Source organism: Paenibacillus ottowii (genome assembly GCF_006874425.1).
In the GTDB taxonomy this organism is placed as follows: Bacteria; Bacillota; Bacilli; order Paenibacillales; family Paenibacillaceae; genus Paenibacillus; species Paenibacillus ottowii.
On the sequence record NZ_VIJZ01000005.1, the window covers coordinates 298,797 to 318,323 of the forward strand.

At 46.4% G+C, this 19,527-nt stretch carries 17 protein-coding genes; 2 read left to right on the top strand and 15 right to left on the bottom strand.

Annotated features, from left to right (window positions below):
- Nucleotides 1-23 precede the first annotated feature (23 nt).
- Entirely contained in the window at nt 24-1,178 is a 1,155-nt protein-coding gene (locus tag FKV70_RS14410) for an AI-2E family transporter (protein ID WP_142613275.1), read from the top strand.
- Here FKV70_RS14410 and FKV70_RS14415 read toward each other — a convergent pair.
- From FKV70_RS14415 to FKV70_RS14465, 11 genes are all read right to left on the bottom strand, one after another.
- A complete protein-coding gene (locus FKV70_RS14415; protein ID WP_244310747.1) occupies nt 1,166-2,941 on the bottom strand; it encodes a peptidoglycan D,D-transpeptidase FtsI family protein in 1,776 nt (591 codons plus the stop codon). The two genes, FKV70_RS14410 and FKV70_RS14415, sit on opposite strands and share 13 nt — an antisense overlap.
- Nucleotides 2,942-3,230: 289 nt before the next feature.
- The gene (locus tag FKV70_RS14420) at nt 3,231-5,480 is read right to left on the bottom strand and encodes a methyl-accepting chemotaxis protein (protein WP_142613277.1); all 2,250 of its coding nucleotides are present in this window, start codon (nt 5,478-5,480) and stop codon (nt 3,231-3,233) included.
- A gap of 224 nt (nt 5,481-5,704) precedes the next feature.
- Nucleotides 5,705-7,036 (bottom strand): peptidase U32 family protein, encoded by a 1,332-nt coding sequence (locus FKV70_RS14425; protein WP_013372602.1) that lies wholly within the window; start codon nt 7,034-7,036, stop codon nt 5,705-5,707.
- Nucleotides 7,037-7,068: 32 nt separating this feature from the next.
- On the bottom strand, nt 7,069-7,998 hold the full coding sequence (locus FKV70_RS14430) for a peptidase U32 family protein (protein ID WP_090738510.1): 930 nt from the start codon (nt 7,996-7,998) through the stop codon (nt 7,069-7,071).
- Nucleotides 7,999-8,033: 35 nt separating this feature from the next.
- The gene (mltG, locus tag FKV70_RS14435; protein WP_142613320.1) at nt 8,034-9,038 is read right to left on the bottom strand and encodes an endolytic transglycosylase MltG; all 1,005 of its coding nucleotides are present in this window, start codon (nt 9,036-9,038) and stop codon (nt 8,034-8,036) included.
- A gap of 96 nt (nt 9,039-9,134) precedes the next feature.
- Nucleotides 9,135-9,440: a DUF1292 domain-containing protein gene (locus FKV70_RS14440; protein ID WP_013372605.1), complete on the bottom strand. Its 306-nt coding sequence runs from the start codon at nt 9,438-9,440 to the stop codon at nt 9,135-9,137.
- Complete coding sequence (locus FKV70_RS14445; RefSeq protein ID WP_013311523.1) at nt 9,437-9,739, bottom strand: DUF1292 domain-containing protein; 303 nt, start codon at nt 9,737-9,739, stop codon at nt 9,437-9,439. Before FKV70_RS14445 ends, FKV70_RS14440 begins: the two co-directional genes overlap by 4 nt.
- Before the next feature lie 13 nt (nt 9,740-9,752).
- Nucleotides 9,753-10,169, bottom strand: coding sequence for a Holliday junction resolvase RuvX (gene ruvX, locus FKV70_RS14450; RefSeq protein ID WP_063212034.1), 417 nt, complete (start codon nt 10,167-10,169; stop codon nt 9,753-9,755).
- A gap of 9 nt (nt 10,170-10,178) precedes the next feature.
- On the bottom strand, nt 10,179-10,439 hold the full coding sequence (locus tag FKV70_RS14455) for an IreB family regulatory phosphoprotein (protein WP_007431624.1): 261 nt from the start codon (nt 10,437-10,439) through the stop codon (nt 10,179-10,181).
- A 136-nt stretch (nt 10,440-10,575) separates the two neighbouring features.
- Nucleotides 10,576-13,209 (bottom strand): alanine--tRNA ligase, encoded by a 2,634-nt coding sequence (alaS, locus tag FKV70_RS14460; protein ID WP_142613278.1) that lies wholly within the window; start codon nt 13,207-13,209, stop codon nt 10,576-10,578.
- Between the two features lie 349 nt (nt 13,210-13,558).
- On the bottom strand, nt 13,559-14,626 hold the full coding sequence (locus FKV70_RS14465; RefSeq protein WP_142613279.1) for an AI-2E family transporter: 1,068 nt from the start codon (nt 14,624-14,626) through the stop codon (nt 13,559-13,561).
- A 212-nt stretch (nt 14,627-14,838) separates the two neighbouring features.
- On the opposite strand from FKV70_RS14465, the gene FKV70_RS14470 reads away from it, so the two are divergent.
- A complete protein-coding gene (locus FKV70_RS14470; RefSeq protein ID WP_142613280.1) occupies nt 14,839-16,812 on the top strand; it encodes a methyl-accepting chemotaxis protein in 1,974 nt (657 codons plus the stop codon).
- A gap of 178 nt (nt 16,813-16,990) precedes the next feature.
- Here FKV70_RS14470 and FKV70_RS14475 read toward each other — a convergent pair whose 3' ends face one another.
- From FKV70_RS14475 to cymR, 4 genes are all read right to left on the bottom strand, one after another.
- Complete coding sequence (locus tag FKV70_RS14475; RefSeq protein ID WP_013311529.1) at nt 16,991-17,203, bottom strand: hypothetical protein; 213 nt, start codon at nt 17,201-17,203, stop codon at nt 16,991-16,993.
- A gap of 10 nt (nt 17,204-17,213) precedes the next feature.
- Nucleotides 17,214-17,735 carry a PRC-barrel domain-containing protein gene (locus tag FKV70_RS14480; RefSeq protein ID WP_013372611.1) on the bottom strand — a complete coding sequence of 174 codons (522 nt, stop codon included), beginning with the start codon at nt 17,733-17,735 and terminating at the stop codon, nt 17,214-17,216.
- Nucleotides 17,736-17,869: 134 nt separating this feature from the next.
- A complete protein-coding gene (locus FKV70_RS14485; RefSeq protein ID WP_142613281.1) occupies nt 17,870-19,021 on the bottom strand; it encodes a cysteine desulfurase family protein in 1,152 nt (383 codons plus the stop codon).
- A gap of 10 nt (nt 19,022-19,031) precedes the next feature.
- Entirely contained in the window at nt 19,032-19,451 is a 420-nt protein-coding gene (cymR, locus tag FKV70_RS14490) for a cysteine metabolism transcriptional regulator CymR (protein WP_013372613.1), read from the bottom strand.
- Between the last annotated feature and the right edge of the window lie 76 nt (nt 19,452-19,527).

Genomic DNA, 19,527 nt, shown 5'->3' on the forward strand with positions numbered 1-19,527 from the left:
CTTAAAGGAGTCGTTGTATACATATGCTTCCATTGTACAAAAAATATTGGCGTACTGTTTTTGATATCGGTCTGATCGTCTTAACCGTGTATTTAATTATGTTCGTCTCCAGCAAACTTTATCAGCTAGCCGCACCTGTGTTCCTTTCATTCGTCGTATTTTGGTGCATTGAACCTGCTGCTCGTTATTTTCACCGCAAAGGCATGAAAAAGCCCTTTGCCTCCGCACTCTCCGTCTTGTTGTTTATCATCTTATTACTGGCTATTTTTTTCGGATTGGGCCTGATCCTGGTGACCCAATTTACAAAAGTCGCGCAAAACCTCCCACATTATACCCAGATTATCCAAACAGAATTCACGCGGTTTCTTCATCTTTCTCAAGATAAAATCGCTGCATTACCTCCGGGTGTGACTGAACGTGTAAATGAGTATTTTGCGACTGCTACCACCATTGCTACAAAGTGGGCACAGCTAGGGTTATCTTTTTTCATACAATTCCTCAGCTCTTTCACTGTTTTTATGGGCAACTTCGCGGTTGCAATCATTTTAGCGTTCTTTTTGAGTATGGAAATTAATCTCTGGAAGGGGATTGCCCGCAGTAAAACACCTAAGACACTAAAAACGGCGTACCTTTTTCTGAAAAATCACGTACTCAAAGCCATTTCCGCCTTTCTCAAGGCTCAAGCTTTACTGGTAGGAATTACCTTTATCCTCGTATTTATAGGTTTACTCATTTTACAAGTGGATAATGCCCTATCGTTGGCGCTCGTAGCAGCTTTATTTGATATCCTGCCGTTGTTGGGTGTGCCTGTTATTTTTATTCCATGGGCCGTGTATTTGTTCATCACAGGCAACACTGGCTTGGCGGTAGGTTTGCTTATTGTCATGGCTGTCACTGTGATTGTGCGCCAGCTGGCAGAACCTAAAATTACTGGTAATTCTATCGGCGTTTCGTCTGCCTATCTAATGCTTTCCTTTGCCATTATATCGTTATCTATCTTCGGATTGGCCGGATTAATTCTGTCCCCCATTCTGATCATTTTGCTCAAGGAATTGTGGCAACAAGGTTACCTGCAGCAATGGATTCGGTTTCCGATTGAGGAATTTGACGAGCCTCCGTTTATCGTCAAAATTCAGGAGGAAGAGCGTGCAGCTACTCGTGGAACTCAAGAGGATTGAGCTAGCAAATCCATTACTTGACCGAAGAGTGCTGTGGCTCGATTCGCAGCACGCGTTGAAGCATTTTGCACAAGAACGGCAACTGCATAACGGGGCCGTTCTATCGGACCGTAACCAATAAACCACTGGTGATTTATGGGACGGCCGTTTTTTAAAGCTTGAGCCGTACCCGATTTACCAGCCAGCCTCCAAATTTTATTGCGCAAGGAGGCACCAGTCCCCTGTGCCACAACCTGTTCCATTGCATCACGAAGTGTATGTGCTGTGGATGTGTGAATCGAGCGGCCGCCTTTGAGTAAAGGTGCAGCATGAGCAGGTAGTTCCAGCAAGGTGCGTCCATCTGCGTAGCTGATGCGTTTTACGATGCGCGGTGCATGTACTTGACCATCATGCAGCAAGGTAACCATGAGGTTGGCTGCTTGAAGAGGCGTCACCAGTACATCACGCTGACCGATAGCTGTCTGTACACGTACGCCCGGGTCAGACGTATTCGTATGGGAGCCAAATACGGCTCCCTTTTCTTCGTGATCCAGCGGTCTGAATTGAGGTAGCCCTGCCAGGTTGCGGTCTTGCCAGCCCACAGTTCGACTCAATCCCAGTGCGGAGGCTGCGGCCTGAATTTGCTCCGCGTTAAGCCGTTCGCCGAGATGAGCGAACACACTATTACAGGATACGACAAGCCCTTCCTCCAGGTTCAGGGTGCCGTGTCCTTCTTTTTTCCAGCATGACAATCCATACTTGCCATAGGCTCCATGACAATGAAATTGCTCCTGCGGTTGAACCACGCCTGATTCAAGCGCAGCCGCAGCTGTAACCAACTTGAAAATGGAACCAGGCGTTACCGCTTTGAGAGCACGATTAGACCAGTCTGTTTGTTGCTGCGGATCCACATGCGCGGGATTATAAAAGGGGCGAGACACCATTGCCAGCACATCCGCGTTACCTGCATCAAGCACAACCACTGCCCCTTCTGCCAAATGATTCGATTCTGTCAGTTTCTCAACCTGCTCCTGCAACGGGAGATCAATCGTAGTCTGCACCTGTAATGGATAATGAGCATTAGATGGGGCACTGACACGAAGCGGCATATGAGCCAATGGCCGACGTTGCGCATCTACAGACCGAGAGACGAACGTCTCGCCAACACCGCTCAGCAGCGGCTCCAGCGTTCTTTCCAGACCAGCTGCTCCCATCGGAAGTTCACCTGCTCGTTCGCCACGTTCATACAGAAAACCAAGCCATTGTCTGCCATTGGGCAAGTTCGTATAACGTTGCGCATACGGTACAAGCTCTATGAGCGAAGGGGCCAACTTCAGCAGTTTGCCCGCTTCATTCGGATGGATTTGCACGGGCTCTCCGCGCCCATCGCGCCATATAAGCGGGGATTGCAGCCCCTTCCAACGCGTCAGCAATTGCTCCTTCCTTGTATGCAGCAGCTTGGCCAGTTCCTGACCATGCATGGCTGCTTTGCCATCTACATCGGGAAAAAGCACTGGCGTCCATACGATCCCACCCGTTAAGGGTTGTCCATGTCGGTCCGTAAACTGTCCACGCCCAGAATCAATGGCGATTCCTTCCTGTCGCTGACGTGCTGACATTTCTTTAAGCGAATGCCCTCCGTAAAATGACAAATGAATGCCCGCTGTCGCCTGAATCCAAGCCAATCGGAAACATAAGATCAGCAGCAATACCATGATCCCCAAGGCTATGTATGCAATTCGACGTTGACGTATGAAACTGCTATGACGCCTTAACACATTCATCCTCCTTTCATCATTTTTCCAGTAGTATGTCCGGTGATGGAAAAAGAAAACCCACTCAACATGTAATGTTGAATGGGTTGCCGAATTATTGATAGCTAATGATGTCTGTTTCTGGGCTCCAATCTAGAATTTCGTCTAACGAATAATAGACTGTTATAAAAATAGTAAGGGCTAGAATCACCCAAGCTACCTTTGTATTTGTATGCATCCTTCGCTTTCCTTCTTGATAGATTTTGATACTACGGGGATCAAATGACTGACAATCCTGATTTCCTCGGTTTTGCGACACCTACACTGTAAATCTTGAAAGCTGTTCTTTCAAATTCACCGATACCCCTTCCAGCTTATCAGACAAGCCTACCAGCTGATTACCGATATTGGCCTGCTCAGTACTGAGAGAAGCGACTTCCTGCGAAGTAGCAGAAGATTGCTCAGCTACCGCGCTTACATTCGTCATGGCCTCGGACAAAGTAGTCTGCGATTCACTTAGATGATGAATGGAGGCGGTGACCGTGCCCAACCGAAGCGCGAATTCTCCCATTTGCTGCTGCACTGATTGGAAGATGTCTGTCGTATCTTGTACGGCCCCCATCTGCTCCCGGAACAGTGGGTACACTTGAGATAACGCTTGCACCGTTTCATTCATCTCATTAACGATGTTATTCGTAATACCGGTAGCCGTACGAATGGCTTGACGTGATTGTTCAGCCAACTGACGAACCTCATTGGCTACCACCATAAAACCACGCCCGGCTGTTCCCGCTCGTGCTGCTTCAATGGTCGCATTCAGTGATAGAATATTCGTTTGTTTAGCAATATCCTGTAATACGTCCAGCACCTTAAAGACATCGGAAGTTGTCTGCTTCAGTTCCTCTACTTTACCCACCAGAGCATGCGTAGTTTCTTCTGTAACCTTAGTCTTGCTTAATAGATTTTTCAGTTGAATTGTCCCTTTTTCACTGGATTGTTCAACTTCTTGTGCAACCAGACTCATTTCATAATTGGAAGTCATCACCGTATCCATTTGCTGTGATATATTGCCAGTAAGCTCGCTGCCACGTTCCGCCTCTGTTGCCAAACTGGCGGCGCCATGAGCAATCTCTTCTGTTGCGGCAGCAATTTCTTTAGCTGAAAGGGCTGTCTTCTTCGAGGCATCACTCAGTTCCGTTGCTGTATTCAGTACCTCCTGTGCTGATGCATTTGTCTGTTCTACCAGCAGTGTAATTTGCTCCATCATCGTATCAAAACTTTCAGACAACTGTCCAATTTCATCCTGCGCCCTATACTTCGTTCGGATTTGCAAGTTGCCTTTAGCGCCTTCAATCATTAAATTCTTTAGGTGTGTCAGTGGGCGAGCCACAAGACGTACCATCCACAGACCAATGAACAATGCAATCAGTGCCGCTACCGCAGCAAATATCCAGGTTGTGGTAAGAATCCCCCTCGCGTCTCTCACCAATTCAGATACAGGTACTACACCCACGAGAATCCACTTGGAAGTTCCCAATGTATTATGAACTGTAAGCACACTTTGCTTTTTTCCATCTGCTTCCTGCTCCATAATTTGATTCCCTTCGACCCCTTCAAGCTTGGAAACGTAATCCAGCTTTGTCTTTCCTCCTGCCAAGCTCTCATTGTTAGAGCCTACAAACTCACCCTTGTCTGTCACAAGGCTAATCATACTACCTGAGCCCAAATTAACACCTTTCAACTCGTCCTCCACCGCACTGGCCTTTAAATCCATAACCAGAACATAAGTCCCTCCTAACCCGGACATGCTGTTCATGGAGCGTGCCAGACGAAAGGTCTTGCTGCCATTGTCATTCACTTGCGTAGGTAGCCAAACCATTCCCTTGTTTTTTAAAATATCCTTAAACCACTCTTCCTGCCGTACATCCTTCTGTGTTCCGGTACCCATTGCAGCTAAACTGGTTTCTTCCGGGTACAAGTACAATGAATCAATCGCTTTATTTGTAAAAGCAATATTTGTTAATTTCTTGTTTACTTCGCCCATAGCAACAAAAGATGCAAAGGGATTTTTATCTTGCTTTACAGCCTTTTGCAATTGATCACTTAATTCAGTATCGAAAAATACCTGTGTCGATGTGTCTTGAAAGCGCTCTAAAATAATATCAAGCTTTTCCGAAGTTTGCTGAACGGTTTGCTGATACGCGGTAGCTGCATTTTGTTCAATCGTACTTTTAGCTTTGTAGTACGAAAGCATCCCCAGACTGACCACGAATAACATAATGGCTGCAAAAAAGATCAGAAACAACTTCATCCCAACCGAACGGATTGGATTATAGTTTTTGACCAAATGCATAAAATCCTTACTGTATCTTTCAGGCTTAAGTAAACGCTTTAAATTGTATGTGCATTTACGTAAGGCCTTAGCTAGCCAGGGAGTATCCTTCGAAGACATCACAACCGTCTCCTCCCCTTTATCCGTTGTTACTTTACTTCCTTTCAAGCCTTTCATCGGATCCGTTTTCTTAGATTGCCTGTTTGTTGTATTCCTCTCTTTTTTCCAAAAACCCATTCCTCTCACCTACCACCATATAATTAGTTTCCTATTCCACGTTATCCTTTATGTATCTATTATCTATATAGTCTCTATCGGAACTATTCGACAAGGAATGTAGCTTTCCTTTGAGTACCCACTAAATTTTGTGAAACTTTTTTCCTAGAAAACTATTCAAAAAAAAGCCTCTCCAACCGATAGGAGAGGCTTTTGAATCTTTTCACCTGTGACTTAAGGCTTATTTACTTCTTTTTACGCATCATATCAAAATACGATACTGGCTGATCTACCTTCATTTTAATTCGTTGAAGCGGGTGACGTGCAGCATCTAATTCGTTGCCTTCCTCATCCCAGATCGTTCCGACCGTTTGTTTGAAAAACGTTCCGTTCGGACCAAAAAATTCAATCTCATGTCCTGGTTTAAAATGGTTGCGTTGTTGAATCGTTGCGATCCCACTTGCGGCATCATAATCCATCACCAGTCCGGCAAAATCATAAGGGACTGCTTTTTCTTCCGGTTCATAAATATGATCCTCATGATCTGGGGTATCATAGAAAAATCCTGTATTCAACGGACGATTGGCAGCCTTGTTAATTTCTTCAATCCATTCTGGTTTGAGGACATAATTTTCCGGATCAGCCATATAGGAATCAATTGCTTGACGGTAGACATTCACGACCGTAGCCACATAGTGGATGGACTTCATACGTCCCTCTACTTTAAAGCTGTCTACACCCACATCAATCAGATCAGGGATATTCTCAATCATACACAGATCCTTAGACCCCATAGAAAAAGCATTATCACTCTCTTCAAACAATGGAAGCTGGTTAACGCCGAGCTGGAACTGTTTTAGTACATTGTTATCCTGTGCCTCTTCCTCAGATATCCAAACCTCACCTGGGCGGGCATCTTCAAACAAATCATATTTCCAACGGCAAGACTGACAACAACCACCACGATTAGAATCCCGGTCTGTAAAGTGATTGGACAACACGCAGCGACCGGAGAATGAAGAGCACATCGCACCATGGACAAAAGCTTCGATTTCGATATCCACATGCTTTTTAATTTCTTCGATTTCCTCCAAGCTGGTTTCACGTCCTAGTACCACACGCGGCAGTCCCTCGTCTTTCCAGAACTTTACCGCTTGCCAATTCAGCGTGGACTGCTGTGTGCTCAAATGTACTTCCAACCCGGGAACTGCCCGCAATGCCACAGATACGATGGCCGGATCAGCAACGATAACCGCATGAATTCCCACTTCGTACAGATTACGCAGGTATTCCTCGATTCCGGCAATATCTTCATTGTGAGCATAGATATTAGTCGCCACAAGCACCTTCGCACCGTACTTGTTGGCGAATTCTACACCTTCACGCATTTCTTCAAAGCTGAAATTATCGGCGTTAGAACGCAGACCGTATTTTTGCCCACCAATATATACAGCATCCGCGCCATAGTGAACGGCAAACTTCAGCTTTTCTAGATTTCCGGCAGGAGCCAACAGCTCCGGCTTATCCAAACGATTTCGTTTACCTGTATATTTTCTCGTTTTGGTGATCGTTCCCATGACGTTCCCCCCTCTGTAAAATATTTTTGTAATTAATAAACCTGCTCTTTGTAGAAAAATCCGAAGGAAAGTTCCCGTTCAGGGTCTTGCAGACGGCGCACTTCATCCAGCCAGCTTTCATCATAAACATAAGCATCTGGGTCGGCTGTATAACTATCTATTGCTTTACGATAAGCACGGACAACTGCCTCATTGTAAGCGGTAGGTTTCAACAAGCCCTCGATTTTAAAGCTATGCACGCCCGCCTCCATCAAAATATGCAGGTCCTCCATAATACAAAAATCATCCGAACTCATAATATGTGTACCGTTGATATCTTCATAAATCGGGAACTTCTCTTCCTGCCGCTCCGCTTCAATCAGAAACAAACCACGTCCTCTGCCGAGATCACCTTCTACCGTGCGACCCTGGTGCAGCATATAGCTTTGAACAAGCTTACGCTTGGAGTGATAAATATTAGTCATTCCATGTACCTGAACCTGTGCTTCTATATTCAACTTTGGAATCATTTCCGTAATTTCATCCATACTGAGCTCACGGGCCAAGATGACACGTGATGCCCCTTTTTCGCCCCAATAGTTGGCGGTTGCGAAGTTGGTTGAAATCATCTCTCCGTTCCAGAAAAGTTTCAGATGAGGAGCATGTTCCTTCACCGCCATGAGCACTGCTGGATCGTTAAACTCAATGGCGTCTATGCCGCATTCAGCTATGGTCTGCACATACTTCGGAAGAAGTGGCAACAGCTCGTTCGTCATCAAATTCGTCATAGATACATATACCTGTGCAGCATGCTTCCGTGCTTCTTCCACAACCTCACGGATTTGGTCCGGTGTAAAATTTCCTGGCAACCGCATTCCAAAGCGGTCATCTCCAATCAGCAATGCATTAGCTCCAGCCTCCAGCATATGGCGGGCATCCTCCGGAGAGCTGGCAGTTGCCAGCAGTTCGGGTTTGTAAGCCATAGGCTCACCTCCTAATTTGTCTTACGGTTACTTACCTAAATGTTATGCAAATGTTCTTTATACGTTTTGGCAAACAAATGTTTATGTGTTCCATCTTTTTTAGTCACATAAAATAAATAATCTGTAGCTTTCGGCTCTAGAGCTGCCACTACTGATTTCAGACTGGGACTTGCAATCGGTCCTGGTGGAAGTCCCTCATGCATATACGTATTATACGGACTTTCTACAGCCAAATCCTTGTAATACAGTCGTTCCTTTTGCTTGTCCAGCATATATTGAACTGTAGCATCAATTTCCAGCTTTTTATCCTGTTGTAGACGGTTATAAATAACTCCAGCTACGATAGGCCGCTCATCATCTACAACCACCTCGCGCTCTACCAGAGAAGCAACCGTCAGCAACTGATGCAGTGTTTCACCTCGTTGCTGCAGGTGAGCATCCAAGTCAGAAATAGTATTCAGGCGTTTTTGCGTCTGCTCTAGCATCGTCTGAATAATATCCTTGGTCGTGCTTCCTTTTTTCAGTTCATAGGTTTCTGGGAAAAGATAGCCTTCCAGCGCATAGCGAAGCCCCGCCTGCTTGGGTATGTCCCGCACTAGCGCGACGTCAAAAGCGGACGGATCGTTGGCTAGCTGCAAAAATTGCTGCCGGTCTGCCAGTCCTTCCTTTTGCAGCTTATCAGCCATCTGTCTAATCGTAAAACCCTCCGGAATTGTAAAACGAATCATTTCCTCTTTGACTACGTCCCCGGCCGATAGCTTGGCAATCAGCTGATCAAAGGTTACGCCAGGCTTCGCCTCATATTTTCCAGCCTGAAATGCATTGCCTTGCTGTTTGAATTTTACATAAGCCTTAAACACAAGCGCGTTACGTATAAGTCCTTTTTGCTCCAGCGTATCTGCAATAGCCGATGTTCCCGTACCCCTTACCACCGTAAAAGCAACGGGTTGTGTTTTCGGCTGAACAGGCTGCATGGCATTCCATATATAGAGGGTTGCACCTCCTGCTATACAAACAAGCAGTAGAAGCAACGTAAGCATCCTTGTCCTTCGCTTCACATCCACCCAACTCCTTCACAGCCAAAAAGGGCGGACTGGTCTCCGCCCTTTCAGGTTTGATCTCCTCGTTATCCAGACTTACAGCTCTTCCGGCAACGTACATTCGTCGTACAGCTCGGAAATATCTTCCCATTCATCGTCATCTTCAATGGTGGTGATGGAGATTTCGCCGTCTGTGGATGAGCTTACATGATATAATTCATGTTCGCCAGCAGCAGCACCAGGTCTACGCAAAACGGCGTACCGTTGCTCGCCTACCTTGAACTCTGCTTCCAACTCCATGCGTATCGCATGCCCCTGTTCATCCTGCAACTCTACATCGCCGTCAAACGCTTCCTTCAAATCAGAGGTCCAACTCAGGTCTTCACGTGAATAACTCGTCATTTCCCGTCTTCCTCTTCTTCTTCCTCTACAAATGTATTAAAGGTCTCTTCGACGATTTCCCATTCGGCATCGTCTTGGATCACAAACAATTTAATATCATCGCCTTCTTCTTCGTAGCGGAAGGCGTACACATCGGACTCATCAGCTTCAGGGTCCACTGGCGCAACCATCATGTACTTTGCTTCGGAACCATCTACCTCAAACTTCATAATGACCTCGAACTCTTCCTCGTTGCCCTCGTCATCGGCAATATAAATAATTTCCGGCTCTTCTTCCATACCCACTTGATTTTCAGCCATTACGAAATCCCCCTCACCTTGTACTGTGTGCGTCCAAATAATTTTGCAAGATCAGGCTTGCGGCCAGCTTATCTACCACCTGCTTGCGTTTTTTGCGGCTGACGTCGGCCTCCAGAAGCGCACGCTCTGCCGAACGCGTCGTCAGCCGTTCATCCCAAAGGTGAACGGGTAAACCCAGTAACTCCTTGAGCCGGTTCGCAAACTCAATGCAAATCTCACCGCGTGGACCCACGGTTCCGTTCATATTTTTCGGCAAGCCTACAACTACCTCGCCAATTTCATGTTCACGAACCAAATTTGCAATTTTACCGAACTCGCTGTCGTCACCACGTCGTTCTATGACTTCCAATCCTTGGGCGGTCCAGCCGAAGGCATCACTTACGGCGATCCCAATTCGGCGATCCCCGTAATCCAATCCCATTACTTTCATGCCTGTCTCCTAACGGTGCTTAGCGAGATAGAAACGAACCAGTTCTTCAATCAATTCATCGCGTTCTTTTTTACGCACCAGGCTTCTGGCATTATTATGCCTTGGCACATAAGCCGGATCACCGGATAGCAAATACCCGACGATTTGATTGATCGGATTGTATTCTTTTTCTACCAGCGCATCATATACGGTCAACAAAATCTCCTGAGCAGAAGCTTCCTTCTCATCCGCCTTGACATTAAATTTGACCGTTTTGTCCATGGAATCCATTGTTGACACCTCGCTTTTACAAAACATGTGTACATGTTTATGCCAGCTTATTCTTTTATATCATACCATAAGCAAAGCCCTTCAAGTAAATGTCTAAGTCCGTTTTTTTCCAAAAACCCGCAAAATTTATCGAACTTTATCCTTGTGAGGCCGCTGACACTAGTTCATGTGCACGTTGAAGTGCTTGATCCAGCTTGCTTGCATCCTTGCCTCCGGCTTGCGCCATGTCAGGCCGTCCGCCGCCACCGCCGCCACATACAGCCGCAATTTCTTTTACGAGTTTGCCTGCATGAAGCCCTGCCTTGGTAAGCTCAGCCGGGACAGCAACGACAAAATTAACTTTGTCGTCCATTGCAGCGCCTAACACCAGCACAGCTGTAGGAAGCTTACTCTTCAGCTCATCAGCAATAGCACGTAGCGCATCCATGCTCGAAGCCTGCACGCGTGCAGCCAACAACTGTACTCCACCAGCCTGCACAACCTGATCGGTCAGCTGACCTGCCTCAATAGCACTCAGCTTGCTTTGCAGTGATTCATTTTCACGACTGAGGTCTTTAATTTGTTGCTGCAAAGATTCGATGCGTTTTGGCACCTCGGACAGCTTGGATTTAACAAGCCCAGCCGACACTTTCAACAGCTCCAATTGACCTTCCATATACTCAAATCCAAAACGACCAGTCACTGCTTCAATACGACGCACACCTGATCCGATGCCGCTCTCGCTGACAAGCTTGAACAAGCCAATTTGCGAAGTATTGCTGACATGGCATCCTCCGCACAGTTCGATGCTGTAATCGCCAACTTTAACGACCCGTACGATATCACCATATTTTTCACCAAACAGCGCCATCGCTCCAAGAGCTTTGGCTTCATCAATTGGCTTCAGTTCAATCGTCACATCCAGCTGGTTCCAGATGGCACGGTTAACCCGCAGTTCAATATCCGTCAGCTCTTCTGGAGTAATGCTTCCAAAATGAGAGAAGTCAAAACGCAGACGCCCAGGTTCTACCAAGGAACCCGCCTGATTGACATGGTCACCCAGCACTTCTTTAAGCGCTTTGTGAAGCAGATGCGTAGCCGTATGGTTTTTCTCAATTTCTCCACGTGAAGCCTGATCCACTTCAGCTTTTACCGTATCACCTACATTCAGCTCACCGGCTTCTACGACAACCTGATGCACATGCTGACCTTGCGGCGCCTTGAACAATCCTTCAACCTTCGCGGTTACCGTTCCGCCACGCAGTAAGCCATGGTCACTCACTTGCCCGCCGCTTTCAGCATAGAAAGGAGTCACATCCAGCACAACCTGACAGGACTTTCCTTCACTAACACTGTTCACCAGCATATCATCATATACAATCGCCACAATTTTTGACTCAGTTACGAGGTCATTATATCCAACAAAATCACTTTTAACCGCTAGATCCGCCAAAGCTCCGCCCTGAATCTTCATGCTGGCATTGTCTTGGTGAGCATCACGCGCACGTTGACGCTGTTCCTGCATCGCTTCATCAAAGCCTTCACGATCTACTTTCAAGCCCTGCTCGTCCGCATAATCCTCTGTGAGGTCAAATGGGAACCCATACGTATCATACAGTTTGAAAGCATCGGCTCCGCTAATGACATTGCGGCCTTCGGCCTTTGCCTGAGCACTGATATCGGCCAAAATAGCTAATCCGTCTGTCAGTGTTTCATGGAAACGCTCTTCTTCTGTTTTAATCACTTTGATGATGAAATCACGCTTGTCCACGACCTCAGGGTAGTATACGCCCATGATATCCCCCACGGTTTCCACCAGTTCAAACATAAATGGACGGTTCATGCCCAACATTTTTCCATAACGAACAGCCCGGCGCAGCAAACGGCGAATGACGTAACCCCGTCCTTCATTGGAAGGAAGAACACCGTCACCAATCGCAAAAGTAACGGTACGAACATGATCGGCAATGACCTTGAGAGCCACATCACTGTCTACATTGTCGTTATATTTAACGCCTGCCATCGCAGCCGTTTTCTGGATTAGTGGCTGGAAAATATCCGTATCAAAGTTGGAATCGACATTTTGCAAAATGGATGCAAACCGTTCCAAACCAGCCCCTGTATCTATATTTTTATTGGGAAGCGGCGTGTAGCTGCCATCTTTGTTATGGTTGAATTGTGAGAATACGAGGTTCCACACTTCCAGATAACGTTCATTTTCTCCCCCTGGATACATTTCAGGGTCTGTCATGTCGCTGCCATAGGCTTCGCCACGATCATAAAAGATTTCCGTACAAGGTCCGCAAGGGCCTTCACCGATATCCCAGAAGTTGTCCTCCAGCTTGACGATACGTTCAGCCGGAAGTCCAACTTTTTCGTTCCACAGCTTGTACGCTTCTTCATCCTCAGGGTATACCGTTACAGCCAGACGTTCCGGATCAAAGCCGATCCATTTCGGGTCTGTCAGAAACTCCCATGCCCATGTGATGACTTCTTCCTTAAAATAGTCGCCAATGGAAAAGTTACCGAGCATTTCGAAAAACGTATGGTGACGGCGCGTTTTACCAACATTTTCGATGTCGTTCGTCCGAATACATTTTTGCGAATTGGCGATACGTGGATTTTCTGGTTTTACACGTCCATCAAAATAAGGCTTAAGCGGCGCCATACCCGCATTAATCCACAGCAGGGAAGGATCTTTATGTGGAACAAGCGGTGCGCTTGGTTCAATCACATGCCCTTTGCTTTCAAAAAACTCCAGCCATTTGGAGCGGATTTCACTAGCTTTCATATAAGTAGCCTCCTAATTATGGTGTCACTGGTTTCTGGCACAGGCCATAAAAAATAGAAAAACGCCCCTGAACGGATCAGGGACGATTGTATCGCGGTACCACCCTGGTTATCGCCGTCCCTTCTGTACGAAATGCCACATGTGCAAGCGCACACCAACATCTGCTTAACGGACGATCGATCGCCTTGTTTTCACTGGTAACGGGAGCATCCCGGCGGGTTCAGCCCGCACTCCGAAATGAGCTTTCCCTACTGGATAAACACATTTAAACATACTCAATTCAGTATATCCGTGTCATTTAGCCGTGTCAACGCGATTCAGACAGCATGCATACGGGCTATAGACGAAACTAGATCGTTTTTCGCTTCACATAATAGGCAAAAAAATGCTGCAGCCCTACCTTCAAAACCGCCATCACAGGAACTGCCAAGATCAAGCCAGTGACTCCTGCAATTTCCCCACCCACTAGCAGCGCGAAAATAATAGATAACGGATGCAGATGCAGCGTGCGTCCCACCACTTGGGGAGATATCACATTACTTTCCAACACTTGAATACAGGCATTAACGACTACGACTAATAACACCATTTTTAAGGAAACCGTAGAAGCCATAATAACTGCCGGTGCAGCGCCCAAAAAGGGGCCTAAATAGGGAACAATATTAAAAAGAGCCACCACTCCGGCCAGCAGCAATGCATAAGGCATGCCAATCAGCATATATCCGATATAAGCCATCACGCCAATAATGACACATACCAGCAATTGGCCCCTCACATAGTTGCCAAGCGCCTGATCAATTTCTTTAAGCACCGATACAATCGCCTTACGACGAGACCGCGGGAGATAAGATACAATCGTCCGTTCAAATACGTCAAAATCCTTTAAAATATAAAAAATAAGAAAAGGAACAATGAACACATTGAACAGTATATTGATCATCCCACCGATGTTGTCCATAAAATTAGAAATCCCAGTAGCCATCCGGTTCTCCAGTTGAAAAAACCATTGGTTCATCCCGGTCCGTACTCCTTGAGGTAAAATACCGTTGTCTATATTGGTCATGAGTCCCTGTGCATGCATAGTCAATTCAGGCAGATGCTCGTTCAGCTCATCCAGTTGTTCAATGAACATTGGAATCAGATTCATCAGGATTACAATAAGACTGGTCAAAAACACAGCGTATATGAGCAGAACAGCTACACTACGAGGCACCTTTCGCCCGCCCAGCATACTAACTACAGGATTAAGTACATAGGAGATGATCATCGCTACTGCAAATGGAGCAATGATTGTTTTCAGAAAATCATACAAATGCAAAAACAAAGGTCTCAGCAGCCAGATAAAATATAGAATGACAAGTCCCAGCAGCGTCCATATGCCGTACCGGAACAGTCTACTTTTCGTTAATTGGTCCATTTTGTGCCCCCTTACTGGACTAGCCTCCTTTAAGTATATGCCTGTACCTCTACTTTAATCCTTCCCGCCAGTCCGAGATATCCCATAAATAACCATTGTGAAAAATTGATGAAAATGGATGAAAACAATAAACAAAGTTATACGATCTGACGATATAAGTACAAAGCACTATCCTAAGCTTTCACATTTTTGAAACATCGGGGGGTCGTTACATGAACTTAAAAATGAAGCTTATTCTTCTTTTCACTTGCATTGTAATCGTTGCAGCTGGGCCTTTATCCGTCATTAGCATGACAAGTGTTAAAAATCAGGCCAATCACGATATCCAAGATCTTATGAACAGCAAGGCTTCCGAAACTGTTAATCAGCTTGATGGATGGATAGGCGGCAAAGCCGCAATTATTGAAACATTAGCTGCGAGTCTGCAAACCAGCGATATTTCATCAGATGCCAAATTAGCATCTCTGAAAGCAGCTTTTCGGAACTATAAGGATCAAAATATTTCCAACGTCTATGCAGGCTTTGAAGATGGTTCTTACTGGGATGGATCTAGCTGGTTCGAAAAAGGTTATGATCCTCGCACTCGTCCGTGGTACAAGGACGCCAAAACTAAGGGAGAAATGTATTATTCCTCACCCTACGCTGATGCAGGCAGCAACGACTTCACCATTTCCATTGCCAAACCCCTTAAAGATTCCAACGGCTCAATCACCGGCGTAGTCAGCGAGGATATTATGCTCAACGACATGACCAAAATGATCAAAGGCATAGACCTGAACGGATTGGGCTACGCATTTCTGATTGACCAAAAGGGAGTCGTAATCGCGCATCCAGACAGCAAGCTGGCTGGCCAAAACCTCAAGGAGACCCCGGAGTTAGGATCATCCACCGTGACCCTGCTTAGCACAGCCTCGGGAAAAACAGACTATAGCTACAACGGCAGTGACCGTCAGCTTTATTTTAAAAAAATGCCTAGCACAGGCTGGATTGTAGGCCTGTCTATTTCTAAAGATACTGCTTTTCAGGAGTATTACTCCACTCGTAATCAGTTGATTATTACGGTTGCTATCATTTTAGTCGTTGCTATGCTGCTGGCGACCTGGGCGGCCAACAACTTTATCAAGCCGATTCGCAGACTCCAAGCCAATGTCAAACGGATAGCTGAAGGCGATATGACCGCTCGTGTGGATATTAAGGGTAAAGATGAAATTGCCAGCCTGGGGACAGATTTTAACCTCATGTCAGACAATCTCACTCACCTGTTGCGTAAGGTATCAGATACAGCTAGCGATGTCAGTTCCGCTTCCCATGATATGCATCAACACGCCAAAGATACGGGAACCATTGCCTCACAAATTTCCAGTGCAGTTCAGGAGTTGGCTCAAGGAGCAAGCGACCAAGCTGAGGCCGTGTATTCCGGTTCTGAAAAGCTGACACACATGACAGGCTCCATCAACCAGATTGGCGAAAGTGTCAAACGAACCCAAACTGCTGTATTCGAAACAGATTCTGCTGTGCTGGCCGGATATGAAACGGCAGAGCGTCAAGCGAAATTGGCAGCCGAGTCCAGACAAACCACCACTGCGGCAGGAGAAGCGGTAGATTCACTCACGCTGAAAACTCAGGATATTGAGCGGCTGGCCGGAGCCATCCACGATATCGCTGCCCAAACAAATCTGCTGGCCCTCAATGCATCCATCGAAGCGGCACGGGCCGGGGAACACGGACGAGGTTTTGCCGTCGTCGCGGGAGAAGTGAGAAAGCTAGCCGAACAAGCGGGCAATTCCAGTGACAATATCATGAGTAAGCTGGAAGAAATTAAAATTGCGGGAGTACAAAGCGCAGAGGAAATGAAGAAGGCTCTTGCTGTTACTGTAGAACAGGAACATGCTGCTATCGCAACGAGACAGGCGTTTGAATCCATACGTGGGGCATCTCAGCATATGCTTGCCCAAATTGAGGACGTTTCTGCCGCTGCAGATCATCTCCGTGTGAATGCCGGGCATATTTCCGATGTCATCTCCAGCGTTGTCGCTGTCTCTGAGCAAAGCGCAGCCTCTACCGAGGAAGTAGCTTCCTCCGTGCAAGAACAAGGTCATGCCATGAACAAAATTGCCGACCTTTCTGCCAAACTTGATTCTCATGCAGACCTTCTATTAGAAGAGGTCAAACGTTTTAAATTGTAGAACTAGCCGTTTTTACAAAAAAGGATACACAAAAGAGGGTGTCCCTAGGCCAATAGGCCGTCGGGACACCCTCTTCATTCTTTATCAAGCATGATCCAATCCATTAAGCTCTATTTTTAAGCATTAGATGGTAGATCACACCTCTTCATAAGCAGCCTGTCCACTTCTTGTGTCAAGCTTAGGAAGAAGCGTGAATTTGCGGCAAGTCCTGTTGTGCCATCTCATCTCCAAAGAATAAGTCGTCCAGCGAACTAAGCGTTCCATCTTCTTCCACCTGGTAGACAGACATTTTTTCACCATTCACCTGAAGTTCGATAAAGCATCCCCAGCAATAAAATTGATGGGAACCAATTTTGCCAATATCTTTGGAATTACAATTCGGACATCTCAATAAACTCACCCTATCCATTAACAGAATATATGGCTTTTTCCAGACGCTGCTCGCTTAACGGGGGAACCATAACAGCATTTTCCCCGATGGACATATCTTCGGTGCAGGGCAGCCATTTCCGCCCTTCTATAATATCCGATACAAAACCATCGCTGATTTCCAAGCCTATTATGTTATTGCCCATTTCCTGGTCAAAATAAACATCCGAGATGTGCCCGAGCATAAGCCCTTCCTCCGTTAGCACGGATAAATCCTTCAGTTTACCGGGTCCAAGCAAGTACGTATGTTGTATATCATGAGCCTCTGTTTTACGAACAGCCTGCTGATTGCGAATCATGATCGCATCCTCGCCATAAGCAACGATGTCATCCCAAGCCACCATTTTGACATGAGATGAAAAAAGTCCTTTACCTTCCAGCTCGATTCCTGTAATTCGCCAATCAGCTGTCAGCATAAAGTCATGTATTTTGCCAATCTGCTTTCCGTCCTCAACATCGAAAACAGCAAGTCCAATCATATCTTGAAGCTTCATATATAGGGTCCCTCCTTACTCTGCAGTCCGAACGAAGGTGCGGTGCTTTTCCTACATGCCTGTCAATACCTTGCTTCCGTTCATGCAATGAAATGGAAACCGCTCCTCCCTTCTTCTAAAATGCGGAGAAATCCCTAGTACCTAGTACGCAGCCGCTTCCATATGGTTTCAATTTTCTTGGCCGTGTATTCCATTTCTTCCGTAGTATTACCCAAACCGAAGCTAAATCGAATCGCCGAATTCAAAACATCTTCAGGGAGATCCATCGCCTGTAATACATGCGATAGTTCTAGAGATCCAGAAGTGCATGCGGAGCCGCTGGCTGCTGCGATTCCTTCCATATCGAGATTCATCAGCATGGTCTCTGTACCAATGCCTGGAAAGCTAATATTTAGCACATTAGGCACAAAATATTCAGGATCGCCATTGATTATAAACTCATCGCTGCCCAGAGAGGTTTCCAACGCTTTGAGCAGCGTTTGACGAAGAGCGGTATCGTGCGCCCTACGCTCCCCAATGGAAGCATTGGCAAGAGATGCGGCTTTAGCCAGCCCAGTAATGCCAGCGATATTTTCCGTTCCGGCACGACGTTTCTTCTCTTGAAGGCCTCCATGCATTAGCGGCTGAATGCGTGTACCCTGACGGATATACAATGCACCCACCCCTTGCGGCCCGTTGATCTTATGGCCAGATACGCTAAGTAAGTCAATCGGGAGGTTCTCGCAGTCGATGGATATATGCCCGAAGGCTTGAACAGCATCAACATGAAATATGATCCCATGTTCTCTCGCAATCTGTCCTACTTCTTGGACTGGCTGAATGACGCCCACCTCATTGTTGGCATACATCATGCTGATCAAAAAGGTATCTGGACGAATAGCTGCCTCAATATCCGCAGGGTTCACACGCCCAAAACCATTGACCGGGACATAGGTCACCTCGTATCCCGCTTTTTCCAGCTCATCGCAAGCATGAAGCACGGCGTGATGTTCAATCGCGGTTGTAATGATATGACCGGAAGTACGACCATCTGCCGTAGCCGTCCCAAACAAGGCCAGATTATCGCTCTCTGTCCCTCCGCTTGTAAATATAATTTCTTCAGGCTTGCAGCCCAAAGAGGCCGCAACGGCATCCCGCGCTGCGCTGACGGTGCGCTTGGCATCACGGCCAAAGGCATGGACGCTTGAAGCGTTGCCAAATTGACCGGTCATGATGTCCATCATAGTCTGCGCAACCTCAGGATGCATAGGAGTCGATGCGGCATGATCCAGATAAATTCTGTTCATGTTATCCACCTCAAATATAGAACATGTAATTATCCAATTCATCATGTTCTTGGTATGTGATCAAGTCCTTAAGTGTAGTAGAATCCAGCACTTCAGCAATGCTGTCACGAATTCGCAGCCAGAGCTGGCGTTTAGCTGGATCGTCTTCTTCCGTAAAATCGACCGGAGAAATCGGACCTTCCAGTACACGAATGATGTCTCCCGCTGTTACCCCAGACGGTTCATTCGCCAAAATATAACCGCCGTAAGCACCACGGATACTTTTTACCAAACCTGCATTACGCAATGGCGCAATGAGCTGTTCCAAATAATGCTCTGATAGCTGATTTTTTTCGGCAATACTTTTCAAAGAAGTTGGACCTTCGCCAAACCTGGCTGCAAGCTCCATCATAATGGTCAGGCCGTAACGGCCTTTCGTTGATATTTTCAATTGTGGCACCTCGCTTATAGTAACAATTCCGTTAAACACGCGGAATAATTGGAGTTGTAAACCTCTCTATTCCGAT

Excerpts from the sequence above, each read along its gene's own strand:
- FKV70_RS14410 (WP_142613275.1), top strand. The coding sequence starts at position 24 with ATGCTTCCATTGTACAAAAAATATTGGCGTACTGTTTTTGATATCGGT.
- FKV70_RS14415 (WP_244310747.1), bottom strand. The coding sequence starts at position 2,941 with ATGAATGTGTTAAGGCGTCATAGCAGTTTCATACGTCAACGTCGAATT.
- FKV70_RS14420 (WP_142613277.1), bottom strand. The coding sequence starts at position 5,480 with ATGGGTTTTTGGAAAAAAGAGAGGAATACAACAAACAGGCAATCTAAG.
- FKV70_RS14425 (WP_013372602.1), bottom strand. The coding sequence starts at position 7,036 with ATGGGAACGATCACCAAAACGAGAAAATATACAGGTAAACGAAATCGT.
- FKV70_RS14430 (WP_090738510.1), bottom strand. The coding sequence starts at position 7,998 with ATGGCTTACAAACCCGAACTGCTGGCAACTGCCAGCTCTCCGGAGGAT.
- mltG (WP_142613320.1), bottom strand. The coding sequence starts at position 9,038 with ATGCTTACGTTGCTTCTACTGCTTGTTTGTATAGCAGGAGGTGCAACC.
- FKV70_RS14440 (WP_013372605.1), bottom strand. The coding sequence starts at position 9,440 with ATGACGAGTTATTCACGTGAAGACCTGAGTTGGACCTCTGATTTGAAG.
- FKV70_RS14445 (WP_013311523.1), bottom strand. The coding sequence starts at position 9,739 with ATGGCTGAAAATCAAGTGGGTATGGAAGAAGAGCCGGAAATTATTTAT.
- ruvX (WP_063212034.1), bottom strand. The coding sequence starts at position 10,169 with ATGAAAGTAATGGGATTGGATTACGGGGATCGCCGAATTGGGATCGCC.
- FKV70_RS14455 (WP_007431624.1), bottom strand. The coding sequence starts at position 10,439 with ATGGATTCCATGGACAAAACGGTCAAATTTAATGTCAAGGCGGATGAG.
- alaS (WP_142613278.1), bottom strand. The coding sequence starts at position 13,209 with ATGAAAGCTAGTGAAATCCGCTCCAAATGGCTGGAGTTTTTTGAAAGC.
- FKV70_RS14465 (WP_142613279.1), bottom strand. The coding sequence starts at position 14,626 with ATGGACCAATTAACGAAAAGTAGACTGTTCCGGTACGGCATATGGACG.
- FKV70_RS14470 (WP_142613280.1), top strand. The coding sequence starts at position 14,839 with ATGAACTTAAAAATGAAGCTTATTCTTCTTTTCACTTGCATTGTAATC.
- FKV70_RS14480 (WP_013372611.1), bottom strand. The coding sequence starts at position 17,735 with ATGAAGCTTCAAGATATGATTGGACTTGCTGTTTTCGATGTTGAGGAC.
- FKV70_RS14485 (WP_142613281.1), bottom strand. The coding sequence starts at position 19,021 with ATGAACAGAATTTATCTGGATCATGCCGCATCGACTCCTATGCATCCT.